Consider the following 24629-nt stretch of genomic DNA (forward strand, 5'->3'; position numbering starts at 1 on the left):
AATGACCTTGCTCTACTTCTTCAACTATTTGAAGTTTAAAAGAGAGCGAGTAATCTTTTTGGGTGCGCTTGGTGTACCCATTGTTTTCTGATGTTTTCATTACACTAAGATTTTAGTGTATCGCTATTTTAGGACGGGACATAGGTATAGTTTTTGTTACTATCGCAAAGAAACACCCTCATAATCAATCAAAAAACAATAAATCAGTATGAAAATTTTAAAATTACTTATAACGTTGTGTATATGCACAAGTTTATATGCACAAAATAGCTCTAAAACAGAGTATTATAGACATTTAAGATACAATCATGTCTCACCGTATGTAGAATTAGCAGGAATTTACCCTATAGATCAAGCAACTGCACAATTGACCTCTCACTATATCTTTAAGTATGATGACTCTAACAGAGTTATTGAAATATTAAACAAGCATTACCATACAGAAAAACAGCATCCTTTAGCATCATTAGGGGTTTATAAAGTAGTAATAACCTACTCAAAAAATAAAGAGATAAGAACATTTTATGATAAAAATGGAAAATACATCACTAATAATAGAGCAGTCTTTAAAGAGGTATATAGCTATAACAAAAATGGGTTAAAATCTAAACTCCAATTTTATAATCTAGACAATGAACCTATGCTGTCTAATTGGGGAATTTATGAATACCAATGGAAAAAACACAAGAAGTTAATTATTGAAAAACGTTTTAATTTAAAACAAGAAACGGTTGCACTTTCTCCGTATTTTCAATTTGGTACCACAGGTATATTATTAACAAAAAAAAGGCTCCCAAAAGCTCACTATAATTTAGATGAAAATTTAAATATTATTAATAACGATAAAGGAACAGCCTCGTATCAAGATGTATATGATGAGTTAGGGAATCATACCATCTATAGTTATCATGATGCAGAAAACAACCTTGTTTTAAACCAATGGGGGTTTGCCTATGGAGAGAAAAAATATGATGCTATTGGAAACCAAATTGGGTTAGAACAATTTGATACTACTAATAAAAAAATACGTGAAAGACCAATATACTCAAATACAAAAGCAGAGTTAGCATCTATAGCTACACAAAAAGATTCTATAGCTATTAAGAAAAAAGCTTTAGGTTATTTAATTGCTTTACAGGACTTAAAGCCCGAATTAATGAATAGCGTCATTAACGATAGTTTAAATAAAGTTACCATTGGCTACGACAGGCAATTAAAAAAAGAGTATGCTAGAGCAACTATAAAAGATCAAATGATTGATTTTGCTACATCATGGAACAAATCAAATACTAAATTTCCATTTACCCCTAATAATAAAATAGAAATATTAGATATTTATAATCGCATAGCTAACGTAAAGTTGGTTTCTGATAATTGGGTAGAATACCTACACTTAATAAAATTAGATGGTGAATGGACAGTTATCAATATTATCTGGCAACATAAAGACATAAACCGTTACCCCAAAGAGTAAGAGACACAAAAAGTCGTTTCATATTACTAAAAAACAATTATTTGGTAAACCAGAAACTTAGAACCCGATACCATATTACATTAGTAACGATAAAAATAGTAGAGGCAATAGTTAGAATATAGTAGTACGGTTTAACTACATATCTATTAAAAAAAGGAATAGTTTTACAAGACATCAAGTAATATTAAAGCAAAACAACTGAAGTTTATACTTCTACCGTTATAAAAAAGTTTAAAAACTTAAAAGATTTATTAGATTAGTTTCTCATATAAGAAATATATAGTTGTTATATATTTCTTTAGGTGTGTGCAAGTGTTAAAAACAAAAAACCGATTACAATATGCCTCTTAAACATTTAATACTGAAAGCTAAATTGAATCCAAAAAAACTCTTTTTAATTGATGGATTTGGAACAATTTTATCTGCCTTTTTATTAGGAGTAATACTTGTTAAATTTGAAATTATATTTGGAATTCCTATTTCGGTGTTATATATCCTTGCTATAATACCGATATTCTTCGCTGCCTATGATTTCTATTGTTATCGAAAAAGAAATCGCAATACTGAATTTAATGTACTGTTTTACATCATTAGGATTGATATTTTATCACTTTAATACAATTAAGGTTTTAGGTTGGACATATATTTTAGTAGAAATTGTAATAGTATTCTCTCTTGCAATAATTGAATTTAGAGTAGGAGAAAAAATAATGAAAGACAGTACACAACAAGAACTGGAGCAAAAAACAAATAAAAATTATTAATGCATTACTAGTACTCTCCTACTTAAAAATTTCTGCAGGTTTTTTTAATATTAAGTAATAGCTATTCAATCAAAACTTTCTTGGATAACTTTCCTTTTCCCGTTTTTAACTCTAAAACATAATTACCAGTTGCTATAGCTTTTGTTTTAAGTTCTATATAATGTTCTATTTTAATATTATTAAACGTTACCACAGACTGCCCTAGCGTGTTATATAATGTTACACATTCTATATCCTCCAATTTAGGATTTCCAATAACTATAGACGCATTAGTATTAGCAAAATAAAATTCAATATTACTACTATCTACTTCATCTACACTTAAAATATTGTCGGTTGAGAAGCGTAACTCAAAACGGTCTAAGTACTCCCCTGCTTCTAAATGTATAGAAAAGGGATTGGTTTTAATATCATGATAGAGTTCTGTTAAAGTATCATAAACATAAACTTCAAAGTTATTAGGGACATTGATAAGCTCGTCTATTTTAAAAGTATTTACACCACTGGAACTTGTATGTATGCCTAAAGGTAGTATTGTAGTAGAAGCTTCAATAGTATCAATACCTTGTATTACATACCTTTTATCGTTCATTATCCAATACATATCGTCTATTTGTACTTCAGTTTGCTCACCATCGTAACCATAATCAAACCCTAAACTAGCATTAGGAGCTACTGTTACTAGCAACTGTCTGTTTATTGCATTTACAGATTGAAATCCTAAACGAATTTTTAATCTTTCGTCTATAGCTTCAGTAATATTAGAGGTATTTGCTCCATTCTTTATAAATACAGAATTAGCGCCTTCTTTTTCAAATACACGTTGTCCGTTATTAAAAATTATATCTCCAGTAATTTCTCCACTAACAAAAAACCCTTGAGAAACAGGAATATAACGTCCTGGCAACTTTGTTGGCACACCTCCATTACCTAGTGTACTTGTTCCAAGAGTAGCAGTAGGCACTGCTCCAGATAAATTATACGTAGCATACCCACCTTGGTAGTTTGTAGTAATATGAGAACCGCCTCCCCAATGTTCCCAAAAATATAATGTTCCAGAAGTTGCTCCGGCACTTTCTATAATTGGTGCATTATCCAAAATAAACTGGTGTGCATCTATTGCAGATGCATAAGGATTACCAACTAAGTATACATTTCCTGCAGTAATAGGTAAAGTAATGGTACCGTTATTAGGCTTCCCTTGAAATGTATAGTTTTGTTCTAATGTAACATTTCCATTAGTATTATTAACCCCTTTCATAGAAAACCCTTCGCCTGCTAATAATGTTCCTGTGCTTTTTATATGTTGCCAATTATAATAATTTGTAGCATCATTACTATATTTCCAAATCCAATAATCTGCTATACTAATTGGGGTTCCTAATGCTCCATCGTAACCAGTAGTAAGAAAATTAATAGCTGTTGGATTTGCTGGATTGGTTCCATCTTTTAATACCTCTGGCACAGTATAACTATTATTATTAGTTGTTGTATTATTTGCTCCTACTGGAGATGCCCAATAATTATAAGTATATAAATCTTGGGTTCCCTGTTGGTCTCGTTCTAAAATCCCAATACTGTTTACATCTAGGTCACTATTTACAGTTTGAATAAATTGCGATTCGCCTTGTAAATCTATTTTACCATCTAACTTAACATAATTAGTATTCTTTAGTAATTGATCATTTTGTACTTCTATTTCTGCTCCAGAGTTTACTAATAAGCCTAGTAAAGTACGACTATTTACAGTTGTTAGTTTTGCATTATTAACAACTTGAACAATAGCCCAATCTTTATTTGTTGCATTTGCAATATCCCAAACTGTTCCGTTTTCCCACACACTAACATCAGACCAATTTCCTGATGTAGATGCTACATAAGGCATTGGCGCATTTTGTTCTTCTACAGTAGTTATATTGTTAAGTATTCCATCTCGACCAAAGGAAGATTGATCTATTACTCTACCCAATTCTATTGGATCCATTTTATAATACAACTTTAAACTTGATGAAGGCACGCCTATTATATCTTTAGGAATGACTAAACCACGTATTCCAGAACCATTAACTTCTATTTCTTGATAAACTTGTTCTTGTAATTGCGCATTAGACAGTGCCATATCATACACTCTAGTGTCGTCTATAAATGCATTAATATATTCTGTTCCTAAAATAGATCTACCTATTTCATAATCGCCTGAAGCAGCTATTAAACTTCCTGAGGCAGCTACATTTGCCTCCTCTTCCCCATTAATAAATAGTTTTAATTTTGTTCCATTATATATTATAGCAACATGAGTCCAAATATCTTTAGCAATAACCGTAGATGTTGTTGCTGTAAAAGTTCCGTTTACAGTAACCACCGATCCGCTAAACCTTCTATTGGCATCTAACCATAGCTTCACATTATTCTGCTCCATAATAGTAGAAACACTATTAAATGAAGGGTTTAATCTTAACCATGCCATTTGACTTGTTGAATTGGTCCCTCCTATAAAAGAGGATAAATTTATATAATCATCAACCCCATCAAAATCTATTGTTTCTGGGGTTTCACAACAGCCTCCTGTTCCTGTATAAGCATTTATTCTTAGGGCCGCATCTCCTTTTAGTGGTTCTTCAAAAATAGCCTCATTAGAGAAATGTTGCTTTACAGTTCGTAATAAAGACAACCAGTCGTATCTGTAACTTATAGTAGTAGGCGTTGAAGAAGGTGCTTGACCTTTTAAAATATTAAATGCAGCTTGTAATGTAGTCATTATCTCTTGTCTTACAACTAAATCACTCATTTCAAAATGCTTTAGTAACCCTCCTTTTCCTTGTGCATTTACAGTTCCTCCTTCTCCTAAGAAAAAACGCTCTATTGTTGGCCAATCAATTTGATAATCCCAAAGCGGAATAGATAAATCTGTATTAGCATCTTCAGCTCTTTGTACAATAGCCTCAGCAACTTCTGTAATATGTATTCTGTAGGAACTATTTCCTTCTGGTAAGAGGTCTCTTGCATTTGGATCGTCTCTAGTTGTCGCAAAATTATATTTATTCATTGTAACAGCAACGGGGTCTGTTGCAAACATTCCTAAGTTATAGGCTACAGCTAATGCCCCAAGCCCGTAGTAAGGATCCGCAGGTGCTTCTATTATTTTAGACCAACATAAATCTTCTGCATAACTATAAAAATTATAAATACTAAAAAAATTAATAAGGCTTAACATATAAGCATTTACAACAGGAGATTCATCTAACATCGTTGGGTCTATCCCTATATAATCATCCATTAAATTTAATGGATCAATACCAGACGTAGTGCCATCCAGAGCTGCTTCTAACTGAGTTTGATATTCAGGAAAAAAACTTGGATATGATATCGCTCTATCTAAACCTGTATATAACTCTACTTCAAATGGTCCATAAGCACCTTCCAAATTTGTATTGAATGGCGGGCCAGCAAAAGGAGTTCCTGAAAAGGTTTCTTTAGCTCCAAACCCCATCATAAACTGCATATCTACATTCATATATTCTTGCCCCATTGCCATGGTCATCCAATACATATAATTACTAGCATTACTTACAATTTCTGTATTTGTTAAATTAACAGTAATTGGTAAATTGTTATAAGGAAACATTATTTGTGTTTCTCCAAGCCAAGTATCTAAAAATCCACCTGAATGTAAACCTCCTCTTGTTCCTAAACCATCTTCGTATCTATGATTTACATCATAAAACTCTGGTGTAAGAATTAAATTAGAAAGTTCTGTTAGTGTAATTGAAGTTTCGTCTTCTGGTTTTTCAGAAATGTTACAATTAGATTGTGAGTAGGTAAATGATATAAAGAATATACCAATGATACAAAACGAAAGTTTAATCATTATTTTGAGGGAATTAAGGGGTTTAATTAAGTGACTAAAATAGTAAAAAAACAATTAGTTTTATAACCAGATTAGAATTCTTCGATAAACGGATCTCTATTTTATTTTACTAAAATTCAAAAGTTTAACAAGCTTAATTAGAAAAATAAGGGAATACAAGAGTTTATAAATACAATAAATAAGTTCAAAAAAACATGTTAAAAAATATTACTCTTCTATAAAATTAAATATTAGTAACTTATCTTCGGGGCAGTTATTTTATTTATATAGATAATAATACCTTTAAAAAAGACAACATAAGTTATAGAATAAAGCTTTAAAAACATGCAAGTACTTCAAAAAATGAAACCTATAAACAAAAAAGAAATTATATTATATCATCTATTATTTTTGGTCTCTTTTTCTTTATTTTCACAAGGGTTGCTTTCCGATAAAAATAACTTTACAAAGCAAGATACACTACGTGGATCTATAACTCCAGAACGAGAATGGTGGGACTTAGGATATTATCATTTAGATATTTCTGTAGACCCAGATAATAAATTTATTAAAGGAAAAAATACTATTAAATATACCGTATTAGAATCGAAATCAATTATGCAAATCGATCTACAAGAACCTTTAAAGATTACTAAAGCACTTCAAAATAATAAAGAATTAAATGTTCGTAAAGAAGGAAATGCCCATTTTATTACACTTATAGACCATCAAATTAAAGGCAATATTAATAGTATAGACGTATATTATGAAGGGCACCCAAAAGAAGCAGTTCGCGCACCGTGGGATGGAGGGATCTCATGGAAAAAAGACAAAAATGGTAATCATTTTATTGCATCGTCTTGTCAAGGTTTAGGCGCTAGTGTATGGTGGCCAAATAAAGACCATATGTATGATGAGGTTGACAGTATGGATATTAGTGTAAACGTACCTAGCAAACTAATGAATATATCCAACGGTAGACTTAAAAAAATTGAACCGAAAACGAATAACACAACAACATACCATTGGACTGTAAAAAACCCAATAAACAATTACGGTGTAAATATAAACATTGGAGACTACGTAAATTTTTCTGAAGTATACAAAGGAGAAAAAGGAGATTTAGATTTAAATTATTATGTACTTAAATATAATCTAGAAAAAGCTAAAAAACACTTTACAGATGCTCCAAAAATGATGAAAGCCTTTGAACATTGGTTTGGCCCTTATCCTTTTTATGAAGATAGCTTTAAATTAGTAGAAGTACCATATTTAGGAATGGAGCACCAAAGCTCTGTAACATACGGAAACAAATACCTTAAAGGTTACTTAGGTAGTGATTTATCTGGAACAGGATGGGGCTTAAAATTCGACTTTATAATTATACATGAAGCTGGGCACGAGTGGTTTGCTAATAACATTACTAATATAGATATTGCAGATATGTGGATTCATGAAAGCTTTACAGCTTATTCCGAAAACCTGTTTTTAGATTATTATTACGGTAAAAAAGCTTCAGCAGAATATGTTATTGGAACACGCAGAAGCATCCAAAACGATCGCCCAATAATTGGTACATACAATGTTAACTCTGAAGGTTCTGGAGACATGTACTATAAAGGTGCTAATATGTTACACACCATAAGACAACTAGTAAATAATGATAAAAAATGGAGAACTATACTAAGAGGGCTCAATAAAGAATTTTATCATAAAACTGTAACTACAGAACAAATAGAAAACTATATGTCAAATAAATCTGGAATAAAATTGAAACCTATTTTCGACCAGTACCTTAGAGATATTAGAATTCCGGTTTTAGAATACAGCATAAAAAAAAGAAAGTTAGAGTATAAATGGACCAATGTTGTAGATAAATTTAAAATGCCTATACAAATTACTATAGATGGAAAACAACGTTGGATAAAACCAACAAAAAAATATAAAACATTAAAATTACCTTCTAAAGATTCAAAAATTGAAGTAGATAAAGACTTTTATGTAAAAGTAAAAAAAGGATAAAAGTTATGGAAGTACCCGAACTTTATTTTAAAACCAATGTAGAATGGAGAGAATGGCTGCATAATAATCATGCTATATCTAATGGAGTATATCTTATTTTTTATAAAGTTGAAAACCCAGAACCCTCCATGCGTTGGGAAGACGCCGTAAAAGTTGCACTTTGTTACGGTTGGATAGACTCTACTGTTAAAAGTTTAGGCAACGGAAAACGCAGACAATATTTTTGTAAAAGAAACCCTAAAAGTGTTTGGAGTGCATTAAACAAACGCTATATAAAAGAGTTAACAAAAGCTAAACTAATGCAAAAAAGCGGTTTAGCAATAATAGAAATTGGCAAAACAAATGGTTCATGGACAGCCTTAGATGAGGTTGAGAAAGGAGTTATTCCACCAGAATTACAACATGCTTTTGATAAAAATCCAGTAGCATACACTAATTATAAAAACTTCGCTCCATCGTATCGTAAACATTATTTATACTGGTTAAATCAAGCAAAAAGAGAGGAAACCAGACAAAAAAGAATAGTAGAAATCATAGAATTTTGTGAAGCAAACATTAAATCCAGAAGTACTAGATAATTGATTTTCATACACATATAAATAAATAATTCTCATTTTTTTAGCAAAAAAGAAGTAAATTAGATATCTAATTTGCTAAAAACATGAAAAAAACGTTACGTTTATTATTTCTTATTCTTGTTTTTCTTCCCTTATTTACATGCCAAAAAGAATCCTGCTTAACAAAAAACCAAAAAGAATACTTATCGCAAAACCCCAATTTGGTTATAGCGCTTTTTATTTACTACCCGCCCTATCAATTTGTAAATGATGATGGCCATGTAGATGGCATTCTTGTTGATTACTTGCGAACACTTGAAGAAAAAATTGAATATAAATTTAAAAAGAAGGTCTTTACTAATTGGCAAACTCTAATGAGTGAAGCAGAACAAGGGAATATTGATTTAATACTAGAAATTCAAAATACGCCAGAGCGCCAAAATTATTTAACGTTTACGAAACCTATATTTTTTAATGACCATGTTATAGTCTCAAAAAAAGGGAGTGGTTTTAAAAATTTAAACGATTTAAAAGGAAAAAAAATAGCTGTAGGAGACGAACACTCTATAGAAGAATACTTAAGAAATAAATACCCAGAGCTAGTTTTAGTTCCTTTGGTTGATGAAAAAGCAAGTTTAAAAGCGCTATCTTCTGGAAATGTTGATGGATTTATTGGACTTAAATCTGTAGTGAATTATACTATTAAAAAAGAAAATCTAACAAATATTGAAATTAACTCCTCTATAAATTTCAAGTACAAATTAAGTATGGGCATCAATAAAAAGAAACCCACACTAGCAAAAATTATAAAGAAAGGAAGTAATGCTATAAGCATAAACGAAAAAAATGAAATATTAGATAAATGGCTTTTTAATATTGTAAAACCAATACATAAAAAACCTATTTTCTGGAAGATATTATTAAGCGCTTTACTCTCTATTTTATTAGCTCTTTTTCTTTTTAATCGATACTTAAAAAGTATAGTAAAGAAAAAAACAAGAGAATTAAGAGTCGCTAAGTTAAAAGCAGAAAAAAGAAGCAACTTAAAAACCTTGTTTTTACAAAATATTTCTCACGAAGTAAGAACACCGTTAAACAGTATAATTGGTTTTAGTAATCTTTTAAAAGAAGGTAAAGTTACTAAAACCGATTATATAGAGACTATAACCCAAGAGAGTAATAAACTTACTAACATATTAAATAATATAATTGAAATATCTGAATTAACAACAGATAAAAAAAAACCAATACTTCATGCCTTTTCACTACATAAAGCATTAAATATTATATCAGAAATATATGACTCTAAAGCAAAGCACAAAGGCTTAAATTTTCAATTTAATAACAACCTTGCTGTAGATGAAGACTATATTATATCTAACAAGTCTAGAGTTGTTAAAGCCATAAGTAACGTATTAGACAATGCCGTAAAATTTACTAACACTGGGCATATTACATTTACAGTTAGCGTTAAAAATAATACCATACATATCATTATCACAGATACTGGCATTGGAATAAAACCAGAATTATCTAAAATTGTTTTTCGTGAATTTTATCAAGAAGAAAAAGAGTTGTCTAAAAAATATGATGGATTAGGAATAGGACTTTCTATAGCTAATGAAAATATAAAATCTCTTGGAGGCAATATTAGTTTAGTTTCTACAGAAAAAAAAGGAGCTACATTTATAATTACATTACCATTTAAACCAACTATAATACCAGAAAGAGAAATAATAAAACCAATTAATAGTACTTTAAAAATTCTCATTGCTGAAGATATGAGACTAAATTATTTAGTTCTTGAAAAAACATTAGACCAAATTATCCCAGATAATAAAGAAATTATCTGGACTAAAAATGGAAAAGAAGCCGTAGAAAAAGTAAAAAAATCAAGGTTCGACATCGTTTTAATGGATATAAAAATGCCTATTTTAGATGGATACGAAGCAACAAAACAAATCAAGCAAATAAAACCTACCCTTCCAGTAATTGCACAAACCGCTTACGCTCATGAAGAAGATTATAATAAAGCTATTACTATTGGGTTTGATGGCTATTTAACAAAGCCCATAAGTTTAAAAGCCTTAAAAAGAGCACTTCAAGACTTTTTTGTAATTCCTTAATTTGTTTACGACCAATATAAACATGAACATAAAAAAAGTAACATTTTTAAATAGTGAAGGCTTACAACTTACTGGCAGATTAGAACTACCTGTAAACCAACACCCACACAATTTTGTAATATTTGCACATTGTTTTACGTGCAACAAAAACTTATCGGCAGTAAAAAATATTAGTCGAGCACTAACCGCTAATGGTTTTGGTGTATTGCGATTTGATTTTACTGGACTAGGAGAAAGCGACGGCCATTTTGAAGACACTAATTTCTCGGGTAATGTTGATGATTTACTACAAGCTTCAAATTTCTTAAAAGAAAATTATAAAGCACCTTCCCTACTTATTGGGCACTCTTTAGGAGGTGCCGCTGTTATTTTTGCAGGTTCTAAAATAGAATCCGTTAAGGCCATTGCTACTATTGGAGCGCCATCGAACCCAAAACATGTTCAACATTTATTACACAATAGTATTGAAGATATTAAAGCTACAGGTAAAGCTTCTGTAAATATTGGAGGTCGTAATTTTACCATTAAAAAACAGTTTCTAGACGATATTGAAGCACAATCACTTCCCAAAGTTGCTAAAAACTTACGCAAAGCTTTATTAGTAATGCATTCCCCGCAAGACACTACAGTAGGTATTAAAAATGCAGAGGAAATATATATCGCTGCACATCATCCAAAAAGTTTTGTATCTATAGATGGAGCCGATCATTTATTAATGAATGCTAATGATTCTGTCTATGTAGGTAATGTAATAGCCAATTGGGCACAACGCTATGTAAATAAGCCAAAAACAGAGTCATTAAAAACTCAACATCAAGTTATAGCTAGTTTAAATACCGAAGATGGGTTTACCACACAAATAAAAGTTGGGAACCATTACTTAACTGCGGACGAGCCTACAAGTTATGGTGGTAACGATTTTGGTCCTTCTCCATACGAGTTGGTTTCTGCCGGTTTATCTGCTTGTACAGCAATGACTATACAAATGTATGTAAAGCATAAAGGTTGGGATTTACAAAATGTAGAAGTCCACACGAGTTATGGAAAACATCACGCCGTAGATTGCGAAGATTGCGATAATACCTCAGCTAGAATAGACACTTTTAATCGTGAAATACAATTAACTGGTAATTTAGACGACAAACAAATAACACGTATTCTTCAAATAGCAGATAAATGTCCAGTACATAAAACATTACATAACGAGATACAGGTAGTTACTAAATTAGTTAAGTAAGCAATGTTTCTTAAACTATATTTATAAGGATTTAACTTTTAACGTCACTTCGAGTGATTTCGAGGTACGAGAAATTGTATCGAGAAGCTTTACAACTCGAATAATTCTAGATACAAAATTCCTAAAAAGAAATTTCACTCGAACTGACGATAGAACTATTAAATACTATTATCATCTACTGTACCATCAACAATACGCTCAAATATTTTTAAAACATCTTTCGGTAATTTTGCTGAAGCATAAAACTCATCGCCACGTGGCTCTAAATCTTTATCTATAACTATGCGAATACATTCTTGTATAATATACCACGCCATATCTTGATTTTTGAAATCTAAAACGGGTTTGGCTGTATAGGGTAAAGCTGTAAAGTCACCTAAATTATTTTCTTCTGTAGTCCATTTACAATAATTGAGAATAATAGGAATTATTTTAAAATTAGAATCTGTTTTCTTTCTCTCGAAAGCTTTTGCCACTTCGTAATCTAAAATATAGTCTGTTTTCATAAAATTAGGACTCACTATAAAACATACAATATCCGCGCTATCAAAATGCTCTTGTATTTCGGTGTCCCATTCTGTTCCAGCTTCTAAAGCACTACAATACCAATGCGATACTTTCCCATCTCGTTGTAAAGCCGATAAATGATTTATAAATGTATTGACGTGTTTTAAATCGTCTTTAGAATACGAGATAAAAATCTTTTTCATTTGTTTAATATTGGTATTGTTCGTAAAATTCTTGTACAATGTAACGTGTTGCGCTTTGGGTTTAGACTCGTCAATTTCGCCATCCACTAACGGATAAGTAATAACGCTTGTTTTAGAATCTTCTAAAGTTTCTAAGGTTTTATGGTGTACAAAGTAATTTTCGTCTACAGACAGATACATATCGTCTGGACTATTGTAGTCGTTATTTTCTAAAATTATTTTTTTAGAGGAAACCTTTTCTTTAAATACTTTTGCTCCCAATCCGTCATCGTGATAGTCTCGCTTCGACTCCATGTAATCATAATCCCCAGGTCTATCTATTGTAGCTTCTTCTTTAGGCGAATACTCTATTTCTATAACCTCATCTTCATTATTGTACAGTTTTAAAATAATACCAAACAATTCTTCTTCTAAAGCCGCGGGTTTGTTTTGTTGTATAAATACGGATATTTGTAAGGTGTTAAAATCTAACTTTATAAACACTTTTGCATCATTATAGGTGAATATTAGTTGGTCTCTCCAGAAAGCCTTGTGATAAGGATTGTCACCAAACTTGCAGGTTAATTGATTTATAATTCCAAAAGGAATAAAGTATTTAAACTTGAGCGTGAAATTGGGTTTTAAAAAACCGAATTTTAATAACTCATAACGTTTATCCTCTTTGGATAATGCTAAATAATTAGGAATAATATACTGCTTATCGTGCTTGTCGTAAAACACAACTTTTTCTTTTATTAACAGGCGTTCTATATTTTTTAAATCACAGATTGTTTCCCATTCTTCAATCGTTAGAATCCCTTTATTTTCTGTAATTAACTCATGTGATAATATAGTATTATGGATATGCTCCACTGTTTCAGAAGGGTTTAACCAAGCGACATCTTTTAATTCTTTATCTTCTTTGTAGTATAAAATCATACCCTTTAAGGCCAATTGCTGTAAATCTTCTCTTAAAAAAGAGAGTTTTTGGTCTTTACTTAGTTTTGTTCTTTTGTATTGATTTATAATAACATCAAGAGGTGTACTTGTATGGGGCTTGTTATCTAAGATATAAGTTAAAAAGGTTTTATACCAAACAGGTTTGTCTTCTGGTTTTTGTTTTTGTTCTATAGCATCTATAACACTTTCTTTTAAATAATTTAAACTCGCTGTGTTTACTTTTGTTTTTAAAGCAACATCTTTGTGTAGCGACACATAAAACTCATTGGTAACTTGTTGTATTTCTTTTTTATTTTCCCAAGTTATTTTATTGTCTTTGTCAGCGTGTGTTTGTATTAAAAAAGTAGGTTCTTCACTCGCTCCGGTATGGTACTTTCTCTCTTTTTTAAACGCATAGTGTAATTGTGCTAACCAATAGCCTTTTTTAAAATCGCGAGTATATATGTTATTACTGTCTTTTCGAATATCATTGTTATCTGTAGCTGCATTCCATAATAATAAGTTAACAGTATCTAAAGAAAAGAAAGCTTGGTAAAGCCCATGGTAATAATCTTGGCCTCCAAAATCATAAATGATAGCCTGTGGTAATTTGTCTTTTTCAGTTTCTCTAGGATAGTCTTCTATTTTTAAAATAGGTGTACTCTTACTTATATTTTTAATGTTTCCTGATTGTAGATACTCTAAAAAAGTAGATTTTCCTGCAGCATGGTTTCCTAGAAGCATCACTTTAGCAGGTAACGTAATCTTTGTTATATTTTCCTCTAGCTCTTTTAATTTGGATAGAATGAGTTGTAAATGATTTTCTACATTCTTAAGTTTTAAATCTGAACCTTCAACAAAAGGGTTATTATTAATACTTAAGTAGTCTATTTTTTCTAATTTAGTTATTACTTTTAGTTCTTCAATATGTTCAATTTTATTACCACTTAAATATAAACTTTGAAGACTTTTAAGCCCTTCTAATGATTCTAGATTTGATATTTGATTACCAATTAAATATAAACTTTGAAGACTTTTAAGCCCTTCTAATGATTCTAGATTTGATATTTGATTACCACTTAAATATAAACTTTGAAGACTTTTAAGCCCTTCTAATGATTCTAGATTTGATATTTGATTACCACTTAAATCTAAACTTTGAAGACTTTTAAGCCCTTCTAATGATTCTAGATTTGATCTTTGATTATAACTTAAATTTAAAGCTACAATGTTAGTCGCTTCATCTAAACTATAACTATTTCTTTTCTTCCAGAAATCTTCTTCATTGAACTCTACTTCTTCCAAAGTAATATCATAAATCTTTTCTAACTCTAAAATTTCTGTAGGTTTTTTAGTCATGAAGTCAATGGTTTTGTTAATAGCTATAGTAGTAATTTACTACGGGCTTAAATTAGTTAATTTATTACAGGTTTGCAATAAATAAAGGGATTAGAAATATGGTGTTAGGCTTTGTAAAGTCGCATCATTAAGCTTTAATCTCGAGCTTTTAAACAGGTTGCAAAGTCCCACACACCCTATCAATAGTGAAGCCGCCTGAGTAAGTACTTCAAAAATCAGAAATCAAAATTCGTTAATCGTTAATCTTAAAACAGATTGCTACAGCTACGTTCTTTCAAGGACGGTATATCTATTTTACGTAAAACTTACTCTTGTTTTCAACGACATTATAGATTCCTGTTTTCACAGGAATTTAAAAAGGCTAAAAACGAAACACGTTTTTAGCCTTTTTTAATGTAAAATTATATGCTATAGTTTATAAACCACTTATAAAACTTCCATAAGGATCTTTAAACTGTGTACCTTCAGTATAACGGTATTTACTTAGTAGTTTAAATTGTACTAAGCCCCACAATACAAACTCTTTAACAAAGTAGCTTTCTTCTTTTAATAGTTTGGGTTGGTATGCTCCTAATAAATCGTCTAGCGGTGTTATGGCATCTAAAAGTGCTTTGTATTCTTTGTCTCTTAAATCGTCTAACAACTCGAAACCTTCACTATTATTAAAAAACCAAGACACGATATCGTCATAAGGACTTTCATCACCTTGCTTTTGCAGTTTTTCAATTTTAGGAAAGAATTCTGGAAACAGACTTTGTACTGCCTCCCCTATTAAATTGTGTGCTACTTTGGCTGCGCCTTCTTGTTCGCCTTCGTAAACTAATTCTACTTTTCCTGTTATAGAAGGTATAATCCCTACAAAATCGCTAAGTCGTACCATCGTTTTATTGTCTCCTGCTTTTAAGGCACGGCGCTCGGCGGTACTTAATAGGTTTTGATAGGCCGTTATACTTAATCGTGCACTCACTCCACTTTTAGCGTCTATGTACTCGCTTTCTCTCGCTTCAAATACAATTTGTTCTAATAGGTCTTTAGCTAATTCTGGTATAACTACGGCTTCTTCTTGGCGTGTGTCTAATTTCGCTTCTTGTGCTGTAATTATTTTAGCGGTTTCTATGTCTTGCGGATAGTGCGTTAATATCTGTGAGCCAATTCTATCTTTTAATGGTGTTACAATGCTTCCACGATTGGTATAATCTTCTGGATTTGCTGTAAATACAAATTGCATATCTAAAGGTAAACGTAGTTTAAAGCCTCGTATTTGTATATCGCCTTCTTGTAAAATATTAAATAAGGCTACTTGTATTCTGGCTTGTAAATCTGGTAATTCGTTTATTACAAAAATACAACGGTTTGCACGCGGAATCATACCGTAATGTATTACACGGTCGTCTGCGTAGCTTAGTTTTAAATTGGCCGCTTTTATTGGGTCTACATCTCCTATAATATCGGCTACTGTTACATCTGGAGTTGCTAGTTTTTCGGCAAAACGCTCACTTCTATGTAACCATGTTATTGGGGTATCGTCTCCTTTTTCTTTGATGAGTTCTATAGCATAACGCGAAATAGGGTTTAAAGGGTCGTCATTAATTTCGGAGCCTTCTACCACGGGAATGTACTCGTCTAATAAATTTAACATTAAACGTGCTAATCGCGTTTTTGCTTGTCCGCGTAAGCCTAAAAGGTTTATATTATGTCTGGATAGTATGGCACGTTCTAATTCTGGTATTACAGTATTTTCATAACCATGTACGCCAGTAAATGTGGTTTCTTTTTGTTTTATTTTATCTATTAAATTATCTCTTAATTCATCTTTTATCGATTTACTTTGGTATCCTTGCTTTTTTAAATCGCCTAATGTTTTTAGTGTTTCTATATTCATTTTATAGCTTTTGGCTATTTGCTTTTGGCTATTAGCAGATCTTCCTAGACATGGCTAATAACTAAAGGCTAATAGCTAATTAATTATCCTCTAATTCGTTTTTTTCTATTGGTTTCGTAATCTTCAAAAATCATTTCTCCCAGCCCTTTTAAGCCTGTGTAAAAAGCTTTGCCTTGGTTTGCTCTTGTAAACTCTTGTACAAACTGCATTAAATAGCGGTCTTGTGCTATCATAAATGTTGTTATTGGTATGTGCAGTTTACGTGCTTGTTGTGCCATAGCGTAACACTTATTGGTTATATGCGGGTTTAATCCATTACTGTCTTTATAATACGTACCATCTGGTAAACGCAAACAACTTGGTTTTCCATCTGTAATCATAAAAATTTGTTTGTTGGTATTTCGTTTACGTCGTAGTAAGTCCATTGCTAATTGTAAACCTGCTACGGTATTGGTATGATAAGGCCCAACGTTTAAATACGGTAAGTCTTTAATTTTAATCGCCCAAGCATCGTTACCAAATACCAGAATATCTAAGGTATCTTTTGGGTAACGTGTGGTTATTAATTCGGCCAAAGCCATGGCTACTTTTTTAGCGGGTGTAATACGGTCTTCGCCATAGAGAATCATACTATGGCTAATATCTATCATTAAAACCGTACTCATTTGCGATTTATGCATGGTTTCTTCTACCACCAAATCGTCTTCGGTTAAGTTAAAATTATCAATACCATTATTTACCTGTGCATTGCGTAAACTCTCTGTTATAGACACTTTATCTAAAGCGTCACCAAACTGGTAGTTTCTAAAATCGCCTGTATGCTCATCGCCTATTCCTGGCGATTTACTTTTATGCTGTCCTGAACCATTTCGTTTTATGTTTCCGAATATTTGCTCTAATGCAGATTGCCTAATGGCACGTTCCGTTTTGGCAGTAATGCCCATCCCCCCTTTTCCATCTGGTTTTATTTCTTCTCTAATGTAGCCTTTGGCTTTTAAGTCTTCTATAAAGTCTTCAATAGTATATTCTGGTGTTGTTAATTGATATTCCTTATCCAATTCCCGAAGCCAATCTATAGCTTCATCGAAATCTCCAGATGTATGTGTAATTAATTCTTTAAAAATATCGAATAGTTTTTCAAAAGGGGATTGAGAAGGCGCTTCATACGGCTTAAAAACGAATCCTTTTCTTTTCTGTTTGTTGTTTTCCATACTAGTATAAAAATACAATATTTTATGCTAGCATAGCTTTTTTATTAACATCTCTTTAAGATTTATGTTTAATGGTTTTAGTACTTTTATTTTCTAACTAATTTTACCATTTAATGAAGCATTTTTTATCCTCCTTATGTTTACTTTTTGTTTTTACTATATCTGCACAGGATTTCTCTATGGATTTAGTAAAAAATATGAAACCTCGTAATATTGGTCCAGGCGGAATGTCTGGTCGTGTAACTGCTATAGATGCTGTACATAGTAATCCCGACATTATGTATGTAGGTACTGCTTCTGGCGGTTTATGGAAATCGACTTCTGGCGGCATAAAATGGGAGCCTATTTTTGAAAAAGAGGTAACTGCTTCGGTTGGTGCAGTTGCTATACAGCAATCTAACCCAAGTGTTATTTGGGTAGGCACAGGAGAAGGTAACCCACGTAATAGTTTAAATGGCGGTTATGGTATTTATAAATCTTTAGATGGCGGTAAAAACTGGATGGCTATGGGATTAGAAAAAACACGCCATATCCATCGTATTATTGTAGACCCTACAAATCCAGATATTGTTTATGTTGCTGCAATAGGTTCGCCATGGGGAGAACATCCAGAGCGCGGTGTGTTTAAAACTACAGATGGCGGAAAAACATGGAATAAAATTTTATATGCCAATATTAAAACGGGCGCTGCCGACTTGGTTATGGATCCTACCAATCCTAATAAATTAATTGCAACCTTATGGGAACACAAACGTGAACCTTGGTTTTTTAATTCTGGTGGAAAAGGCTCTGGACTACATATTACACACGATGGCGGTGCAACTTGGAAAAAGGTTACAGATAAAGAAGGTTTACCTAAAGGCGATTTAGGACGTATTGGTGTAGCAATTGCTAGAAATAAACCAAATATTGTTTATGCGCTTGTTGAAGCTAAAAAGAATGCGCTTTACAAAAGTGAAGATGGTGGTGTTAAATGGAAAAAAATTAACGCTAAAAGCGATATTGGTAACAGACCTTTTTACTATTCTGAAATTTATGTAGATCCGCAAAACGAAAACCGCGTGTATTCGGTTTTTACCTATGTAAATGTTAGTGAAGATGGCGGAAAGAATTTTAAACAACTCATGCCTGCTTATGGTGTAAGCAATGGCATACATCCAGATCATCATGCTTGGTGGATACACCCAGAAAATGGTAATTTTATGATAGATGGTAACGATGGTGGCTTAAACATTACAAAAGATGGTGGTAAAAACTGGCGTTTTGTTGGTAATTTACCTGTAGCACAATTTTATCATATAAATGTAGATAATGAGATCCCATATAACGTTTATGGTGGTATGCAAGACAATGGGTCTTGGAGAGGCCCAGCTTATGTTTGGCGTGCTCAAGGCATTAGAAACTCGTATTGGCAAGAAATTTCTTTTGGAGATGGGTTTGATGTTATTGCAGACAGAGACGATTCTAGATATGGTTGGACTATGAGCCAACAAGGCTACGTAAGTCGTTACGATTGGCAAACTGGAAACAACTATAATGTACAACCAACACATCCCGATCCAGACATTTTGTTACGTTTTAATTGGAATGCAGCCATTAACCTAGATCCTTTTAACAATAGTACCGTATATTTTGGGAGTCAGTTTGTACATAAATCGACAGACAAAGGTGATACTTGGGACATTATTTCGCCAGATTTAACAACTAATGACCCTGAAAAACAAAAACAACGCGATAGTGGCGGATTAACCATTGATGCTACTGGTGCAGAAAACCATTGTACTATTTTAGTTATTGAACCTTCGCCTGTAGAACAAAACATGCTTTGGGTAGGTACAGATGATGGTCGTGTGCATGTTACTCAAAATGGAGGAAGTACTTGGACAGATGTTTCTAAAAACATTAAGGAATTGCCTAAAGGTAGTTGGATAGTTCAAATAAAAGCTTCTAATAAAAATAAAGGTGAAGCGCTATTAGTCGCTAACGATTACCGCCGTTTTAATTTTACGCCCTATGCTTTTAGAACAACTAACTACGGAAAAACATGGCAACGTATCGTAGATGAAAACGATGTAAAAAGTTATGCTTTATGTATTATTGAAGATATTGAAGAACCAAACCTTTTATTTTTAGGAACAGATGATGGTTTATACATCTCTACAAACGCTGGTGAACAATGGACAAAATGGACTGAAGGTTTCCCAACTGTTTCTGTAAAGGATTTAGTAATTCAGCCAAGAGAACACGATTTAGTTATTGGTACGTTTGGTCGTGCTGCTTGGGTATTAGATGATATTCGTCCGTTACGAGCTATTGCCAAAAACAAGCAAATACTAAATAAAAACATAGAGTTATTTACTCCTCCTACAGCTTACAAAGCCGCTTATGCGCAACCTACAGGAAGTCGTTTTGGTGGTGATGCTATGTATCATGGAGATAATCGTGGTGGCGGTGCTAGATTAGCGTATTATTTAAAAGTAAAAAAATCAGGTAAAGCAGATGCTAACAAAGACAAAAAGAAAACCGAAGCTAAAAAAGATTCTACAGAAGCAGATAAAAACGTTATAAAATGGGATTCTATTACTATGATGGTTTACGATAACGATCGTTTAATTCGTACATTAAAACGTAAGGCTCCTAAAGAAACAGGTATACATAAATGGACTTGGTATATGCGTGAAAAAGGTGTACAACGTGCCTCTAAAAGTATTAGAAAAAGTACTAGAGAACCAGGAGGTGTTTCTGTAAAACCTGGAACGTATCGTGTGGTTATGCACTACGGAAATCAAACAACAGAGTCTAGAATTACTGTAAAAGATGACCCAAGACTAGACGTGTCTTCTGCCAACACTAGTGCTGTATACACCACATTAAAAGACATGGAAAACATGCAGGAAATTGCTGCAGATGCCATGAAGCAATTAGTAGAAAGCAAAACGACAGCTTCAACATTTCAGAAACGTTTAAAAACATTAGACTCTAAAAAATATAAAGCAGAAATTAAAGCATCTAAGGATATTGTAGCGAAAATAGACACTATAATGGCCTTGTATTTTGGTAAAGTAGATAAACGTCAAGGCATTACCAGAAGTCCATTACCAACCGTTAGCTCTAGAATAAGTAAAGCCAGAAGTTATGTAGGTTCAAGACAGCATGGTATTACTAAAACAGAAACGACGTTGATACAGCAAGCAAAAGAAAGTTTAAACGATTTTCTAGATGAAGTGAATACTTTTTTAAATGACGATTGGAAACCGTATCGTACCACTATTGAAGCATTAAAAACTTCAGAATTTAAAGAGACTAAAACTTTTAGTTTAGATTAAACACTATTCCTTATGCAAAGCGAATTGTTTAATATAACATTAACTGATAAATATAGTGTCGTTATACCTAACCGTATAGCGACATTATTTTTAGAAGCCAACCAAAAACGCGTTAAAGTAAAAGCCTCTCATAAAGACCATAACTTAAATTTCTATGCAGCTTTAAAAAAAGAAAAAACAGGACTTTGCCGCATTTATTTTAGTAATGCCAAACAGAAAGAATTACAATTGGAGATTGGCGACACCTTTTCTATGCAACTATTTGAAGACACTTCTAAGTATGGTGTAGACATGCCCGAAGCTTTAGAAGCTGTTTTATTAAGCGATTATGAAGCCTTTTCTATTTTTGAAGGCTTTACCGCAGGAAAACAACGTAGTATTATTTATGCTATTAAACGCTATAAAAATATACAAACTCAGGTAGATAAATCTCTTATAATGACCGAAAATTTAAAACGTGGCATTCATGATTTAAAACTAATTTTAAAGGCGAATTAGCAGTAGTTTCTTGCAAAAGGGTAAATATCTACTTAACTTCGAACTCAATAAACCAAAAACAAAAAATCATGAAAAAAATAACCTTATTTATATTAGTACTCTCCCTAGTTTTTACTGTGAGTTGTAAAGAAGAAACTAAAAAAGAACCAGAAACAGAAGTTAAAGCAGCAGAGAATTTTGTTGTAAAAGCAGAAGCTACTTCTGTAAAATGGACGGCTTATAAAACAACTGCAAAAAAAGGTGTTGGAGGAGAATTTAAGACTTTAAGATTCGATAATAAATCTGGAGAAACAGCTCAAGACGCTTTAAATAATCTAAGTTTTTCTATACCAATTAGTAGCTTATTTACTAAAGATGAAGGAAGAGATGCTAAGATTAAAGAATCTTTCTTTGGAGCCATGTTAGACACCGATTTAATTTCTGGAACTATTAAGTATAAAGACAATAAATGTGTAGCATCTTTAACAATGAATGGTGTTACAAACGATTTACCTTTAGAAGTTGAAATTACAGATGAAAGGCGTGTTAGCATGAAAGGAACCATGTTATTAAAAGATTGGAACGCTTTAGGAGCATTAGAAGCTTTAAACAAGGTTTGTTTCGATTTACACAAAGGAGAAGATGGTGTAAGCAAAACTTGGGATGATGTTGCTATAGAAGTTAATACTTATTTAAGGAAAAACTAAAATGAAAAAAATAACTTTATTATTTACCATTGCTTTAACTTTTGGGCTTATAAGTTGTAAACAAGAGCCCAAAACGTCTGTAATAGATACAGTAGAGTCTACCAAAGAAAACGTTAAAACAGAAACGGAAGTAAAAGCAGACCTTAAAATAGTTAGTATTAGCGTTCCAATGTTACCTAAAAGCGATAGTAAAGTTTCTGGAAAGGTTATTTTTTCTCAACATGACGATACCGTAAGTATGGTTGCAAATTTTACAGGTTTAACTACTGGCATGCATGCTATACATTTACATGAAAAAGCAGATTGTTCTTCGGCAGATGGTAAATCTACAGGAGGTCACTGGAACCCTACAGCAGAACAGCATGGTAAATGGGGAGATGCGACAGGATACCATAAAGGAGACATTGGTAATTTTACAGCTAAAGTAGATGGTACTGGTGCCGCAAAGTTTTCTACAAACGAGTGGTGTATTGGCTGTGGAGACCCCAAAAAAGACATTTTAGGCAAAGCCGTTATTGTACACCAAGGAACAGACGATTTTAAATCGCAACCAAGCGGTGCCGCTGGTAGCAGAGTTAGCTGTGGTGGAGTTATTAAATAATGACCGTATTATATAGTCGCTATCTATTTATAACCATTTATTTTAAACTATTACTATTTTGATTCCATTAGACACACTTATTACCAAATTTAAACAAAAGGACGAAAGTGCTTTTAAAACATTATACGATATGTATAGTGAGAGTATGCATGGCGTAATTTATAATATTGTTAGAGATCATGATATTGCCGAAGAGCTAATGCAAGATGTCTTCATTAAAGCTTGGCATAAATCGGATTCTTACGATTCTAAAAAAGGCCGTTTCTTTACATGGATACTTAATATTGCTAGAAATGCAGCCATTGATAAAACACGATCTAAAAGTTTTAAGAATGCTTCAAAAAACCTTGATGCACAATTTTTCGTAGATATCTTACCAACGCAAGATAGCTTAGATAATAAAACCGATGCTATAGGCATTTCAAAATACGTAAGTAAGCTTGCTGAAAAATGTATTAAGGTTATCGAGTTGCTTTACTTTAAAGGATATACACAAAAGGAAGCTTCCGAAACGTTGGAGATGCCAATTGGCACGATTAAAACACGAAATAGAAACTGTATTAACGACCTAAGACAAATGGTCTTACAATAAAACAATGGATAGTAAAACATACATAGAATCTGGAATCTTAGAGCTTTATGTTGCTGGATCACTTTCTGAAGAAGAAAATGAAGCCGTTTACAAAATGATGCAGCAATATCCTGAAGTTACAGAAGAAGTTATAGCTATTGAAGCGGCTATAATAAAACTAACTGCTGGTGTAGCACCTAACACTTCTAGCACTGTTATTTATAATTCTGTAAAAGATAAATTAGAACTTTTAAATAGCGATACAAAAGACACTAAAGTAATACCAATGACGTCTAAAAAGACCAATTGGTTTGCTTATACTGGTTGGGCTGCCTCAATTATTTTAGGAGGAAGCTTACTTTGGATGGTTAACCAAAATAACACCTTAGAATCTCAAATACAAACAGCCGAAATTGATAAAGACTTCTTAGAAATACAAATAGAAAACAGTAAATTGGATTTAGCGGATACTAAAAAGTTGCTAAATGTACTTAGAGATAAAGACGTTATCTCTGTACCTCTTGCAGGTCAAGCCGTATACCCTGAAGCCTATGCTAAAGCGTATTGGAATAAAAAAGACCAAACCGTTTATTTCGATTTACAGGGGTTACCAGAACCTCCTGAGGGTAAAGTATACCAAGTTTGGTCGTTAACTTTAAACCCTTTAACACCAACGAGTTTGGGTACTATAGATAATTTTAAAACGGATGATAATAAAATTTTCAATCTAGAAAACACTAACGAGTCGCAAGCCTTTGGTATTACCTTAGAGCCAGCTGGTGGTAGTGAAAGCCCTACTCTAGAGCAATTATATACTTTGGGTGCTATTGATTCTTAGAA

General features: G+C 32.3%; 16 protein-coding genes. 12 read left to right on the forward strand and 4 right to left on the reverse strand.

Annotated features, from left to right (window positions below; genetic code table 11):
• Positions 1-208 precede the first annotated feature (208 nt).
• Positions 209-1474 carry a hypothetical protein gene (locus ACVC08_RS13350; protein ID WP_452602388.1) on the forward strand — a complete coding sequence of 422 codons (1266 nt, stop codon included), beginning with the start codon at positions 209-211 and terminating at the stop codon, positions 1472-1474.
• 572 nt (positions 1475-2046) lie between these two features.
• Positions 2047-2238, forward strand: coding sequence for a hypothetical protein (locus ACVC08_RS13355; RefSeq protein ID WP_452602389.1), 192 nt, complete (start codon positions 2047-2049; stop codon positions 2236-2238).
• Positions 2239-2299: 61 nt separating this feature from the next.
• On the opposite strand, the gene ACVC08_RS13360 is transcribed toward ACVC08_RS13355, so the two are convergent.
• Entirely contained in the window at positions 2300-6106 is a 3807-nt protein-coding gene (locus ACVC08_RS13360) for a LamG-like jellyroll fold domain-containing protein (protein ID WP_452602390.1), read from the reverse strand.
• 324 nt (positions 6107-6430) lie between these two features.
• Here ACVC08_RS13360 and ACVC08_RS13365 point away from each other — a divergent pair, with 324 nt between their 5' ends.
• The 4 genes from ACVC08_RS13365 (at position 6431) to ACVC08_RS13380 (ending at position 12027) form a co-directional block, all read left to right on the forward strand.
• Positions 6431-8107, forward strand: coding sequence for a M1 family metallopeptidase (locus tag ACVC08_RS13365; protein WP_452602391.1), 1677 nt, complete (start codon positions 6431-6433; stop codon positions 8105-8107).
• 5 nt (positions 8108-8112) lie between these two features.
• Positions 8113-8685: a YdeI/OmpD-associated family protein gene (locus tag ACVC08_RS13370; RefSeq protein WP_452597253.1), complete on the forward strand. Its 573-nt coding sequence runs from the start codon at positions 8113-8115 to the stop codon at positions 8683-8685.
• A gap of 83 nt (positions 8686-8768) precedes the next feature.
• Positions 8769-10790, forward strand: a complete 2022-nt coding sequence (locus tag ACVC08_RS13375; RefSeq protein ID WP_452602392.1) for a response regulator — start codon at positions 8769-8771, stop codon at positions 10788-10790.
• Positions 10791-10812: 22 nt separating this feature from the next.
• On the forward strand, positions 10813-12027 hold the full coding sequence (locus tag ACVC08_RS13380; protein WP_452602393.1) for a bifunctional alpha/beta hydrolase/OsmC family protein: 1215 nt from the start codon (positions 10813-10815) through the stop codon (positions 12025-12027).
• A 158-nt stretch (positions 12028-12185) separates the two neighbouring features.
• Here ACVC08_RS13380 and ACVC08_RS13385 read toward each other — a convergent pair whose 3' ends face one another.
• The 3 genes from ACVC08_RS13385 to ACVC08_RS13395 all read right to left on the reverse strand — a co-directional run bounded on the left by ACVC08_RS13385 (position 12186) and on the right by ACVC08_RS13395 (position 18107).
• Complete coding sequence (locus ACVC08_RS13385; RefSeq protein WP_452602394.1) at positions 12186-15014, reverse strand: leucine-rich repeat protein; 2829 nt, start codon at positions 15012-15014, stop codon at positions 12186-12188.
• 415 nt (positions 15015-15429) lie between these two features.
• Positions 15430-16896 carry a magnesium chelatase gene (locus tag ACVC08_RS13390; protein WP_452602395.1) on the reverse strand — a complete coding sequence of 489 codons (1467 nt, stop codon included), beginning with the start codon at positions 16894-16896 and terminating at the stop codon, positions 15430-15432.
• 83 nt (positions 16897-16979) lie between these two features.
• On the reverse strand, positions 16980-18107 hold the full coding sequence (locus ACVC08_RS13395; RefSeq protein WP_452599043.1) for a vWA domain-containing protein: 1128 nt from the start codon (positions 18105-18107) through the stop codon (positions 16980-16982).
• Between the two features lie 113 nt (positions 18108-18220).
• Here ACVC08_RS13395 and ACVC08_RS13400 point away from each other — a divergent pair, with 113 nt between their 5' ends.
• The 6 genes from ACVC08_RS13400 to ACVC08_RS13425 all read left to right on the forward strand — a co-directional run bounded on the left by ACVC08_RS13400 (position 18221) and on the right by ACVC08_RS13425 (position 24627).
• The gene (locus ACVC08_RS13400; RefSeq protein ID WP_452602396.1) at positions 18221-21433 is read left to right on the forward strand and encodes a WD40/YVTN/BNR-like repeat-containing protein; all 3213 of its coding nucleotides are present in this window, start codon (positions 18221-18223) and stop codon (positions 21431-21433) included.
• Between the two features lie 12 nt (positions 21434-21445).
• Positions 21446-21931, forward strand: coding sequence for a YdeI/OmpD-associated family protein (locus ACVC08_RS13405; protein WP_452602397.1), 486 nt, complete (start codon positions 21446-21448; stop codon positions 21929-21931).
• 68 nt (positions 21932-21999) lie between these two features.
• Positions 22000-22617 (forward strand): YceI family protein, encoded by a 618-nt coding sequence (locus ACVC08_RS13410; RefSeq protein ID WP_452602398.1) that lies wholly within the window; start codon positions 22000-22002, stop codon positions 22615-22617.
• A 1-nt stretch (position 22618) separates the two neighbouring features.
• Complete coding sequence (locus ACVC08_RS13415) at positions 22619-23218, forward strand: superoxide dismutase family protein (RefSeq protein ID WP_452602399.1); 600 nt, start codon at positions 22619-22621, stop codon at positions 23216-23218.
• 61 nt (positions 23219-23279) lie between these two features.
• Positions 23280-23810 (forward strand): RNA polymerase sigma factor, encoded by a 531-nt coding sequence (locus ACVC08_RS13420; RefSeq protein ID WP_452602543.1) that lies wholly within the window; start codon positions 23280-23282, stop codon positions 23808-23810.
• A 4-nt stretch (positions 23811-23814) separates the two neighbouring features.
• Entirely contained in the window at positions 23815-24627 is an 813-nt protein-coding gene (locus tag ACVC08_RS13425) for an anti-sigma factor (protein WP_452602400.1), read from the forward strand.
• Positions 24628-24629 lie beyond the last annotated feature (2 nt).

The organism is Pontimicrobium sp. MEBiC06410 (assembly GCF_053601615.1).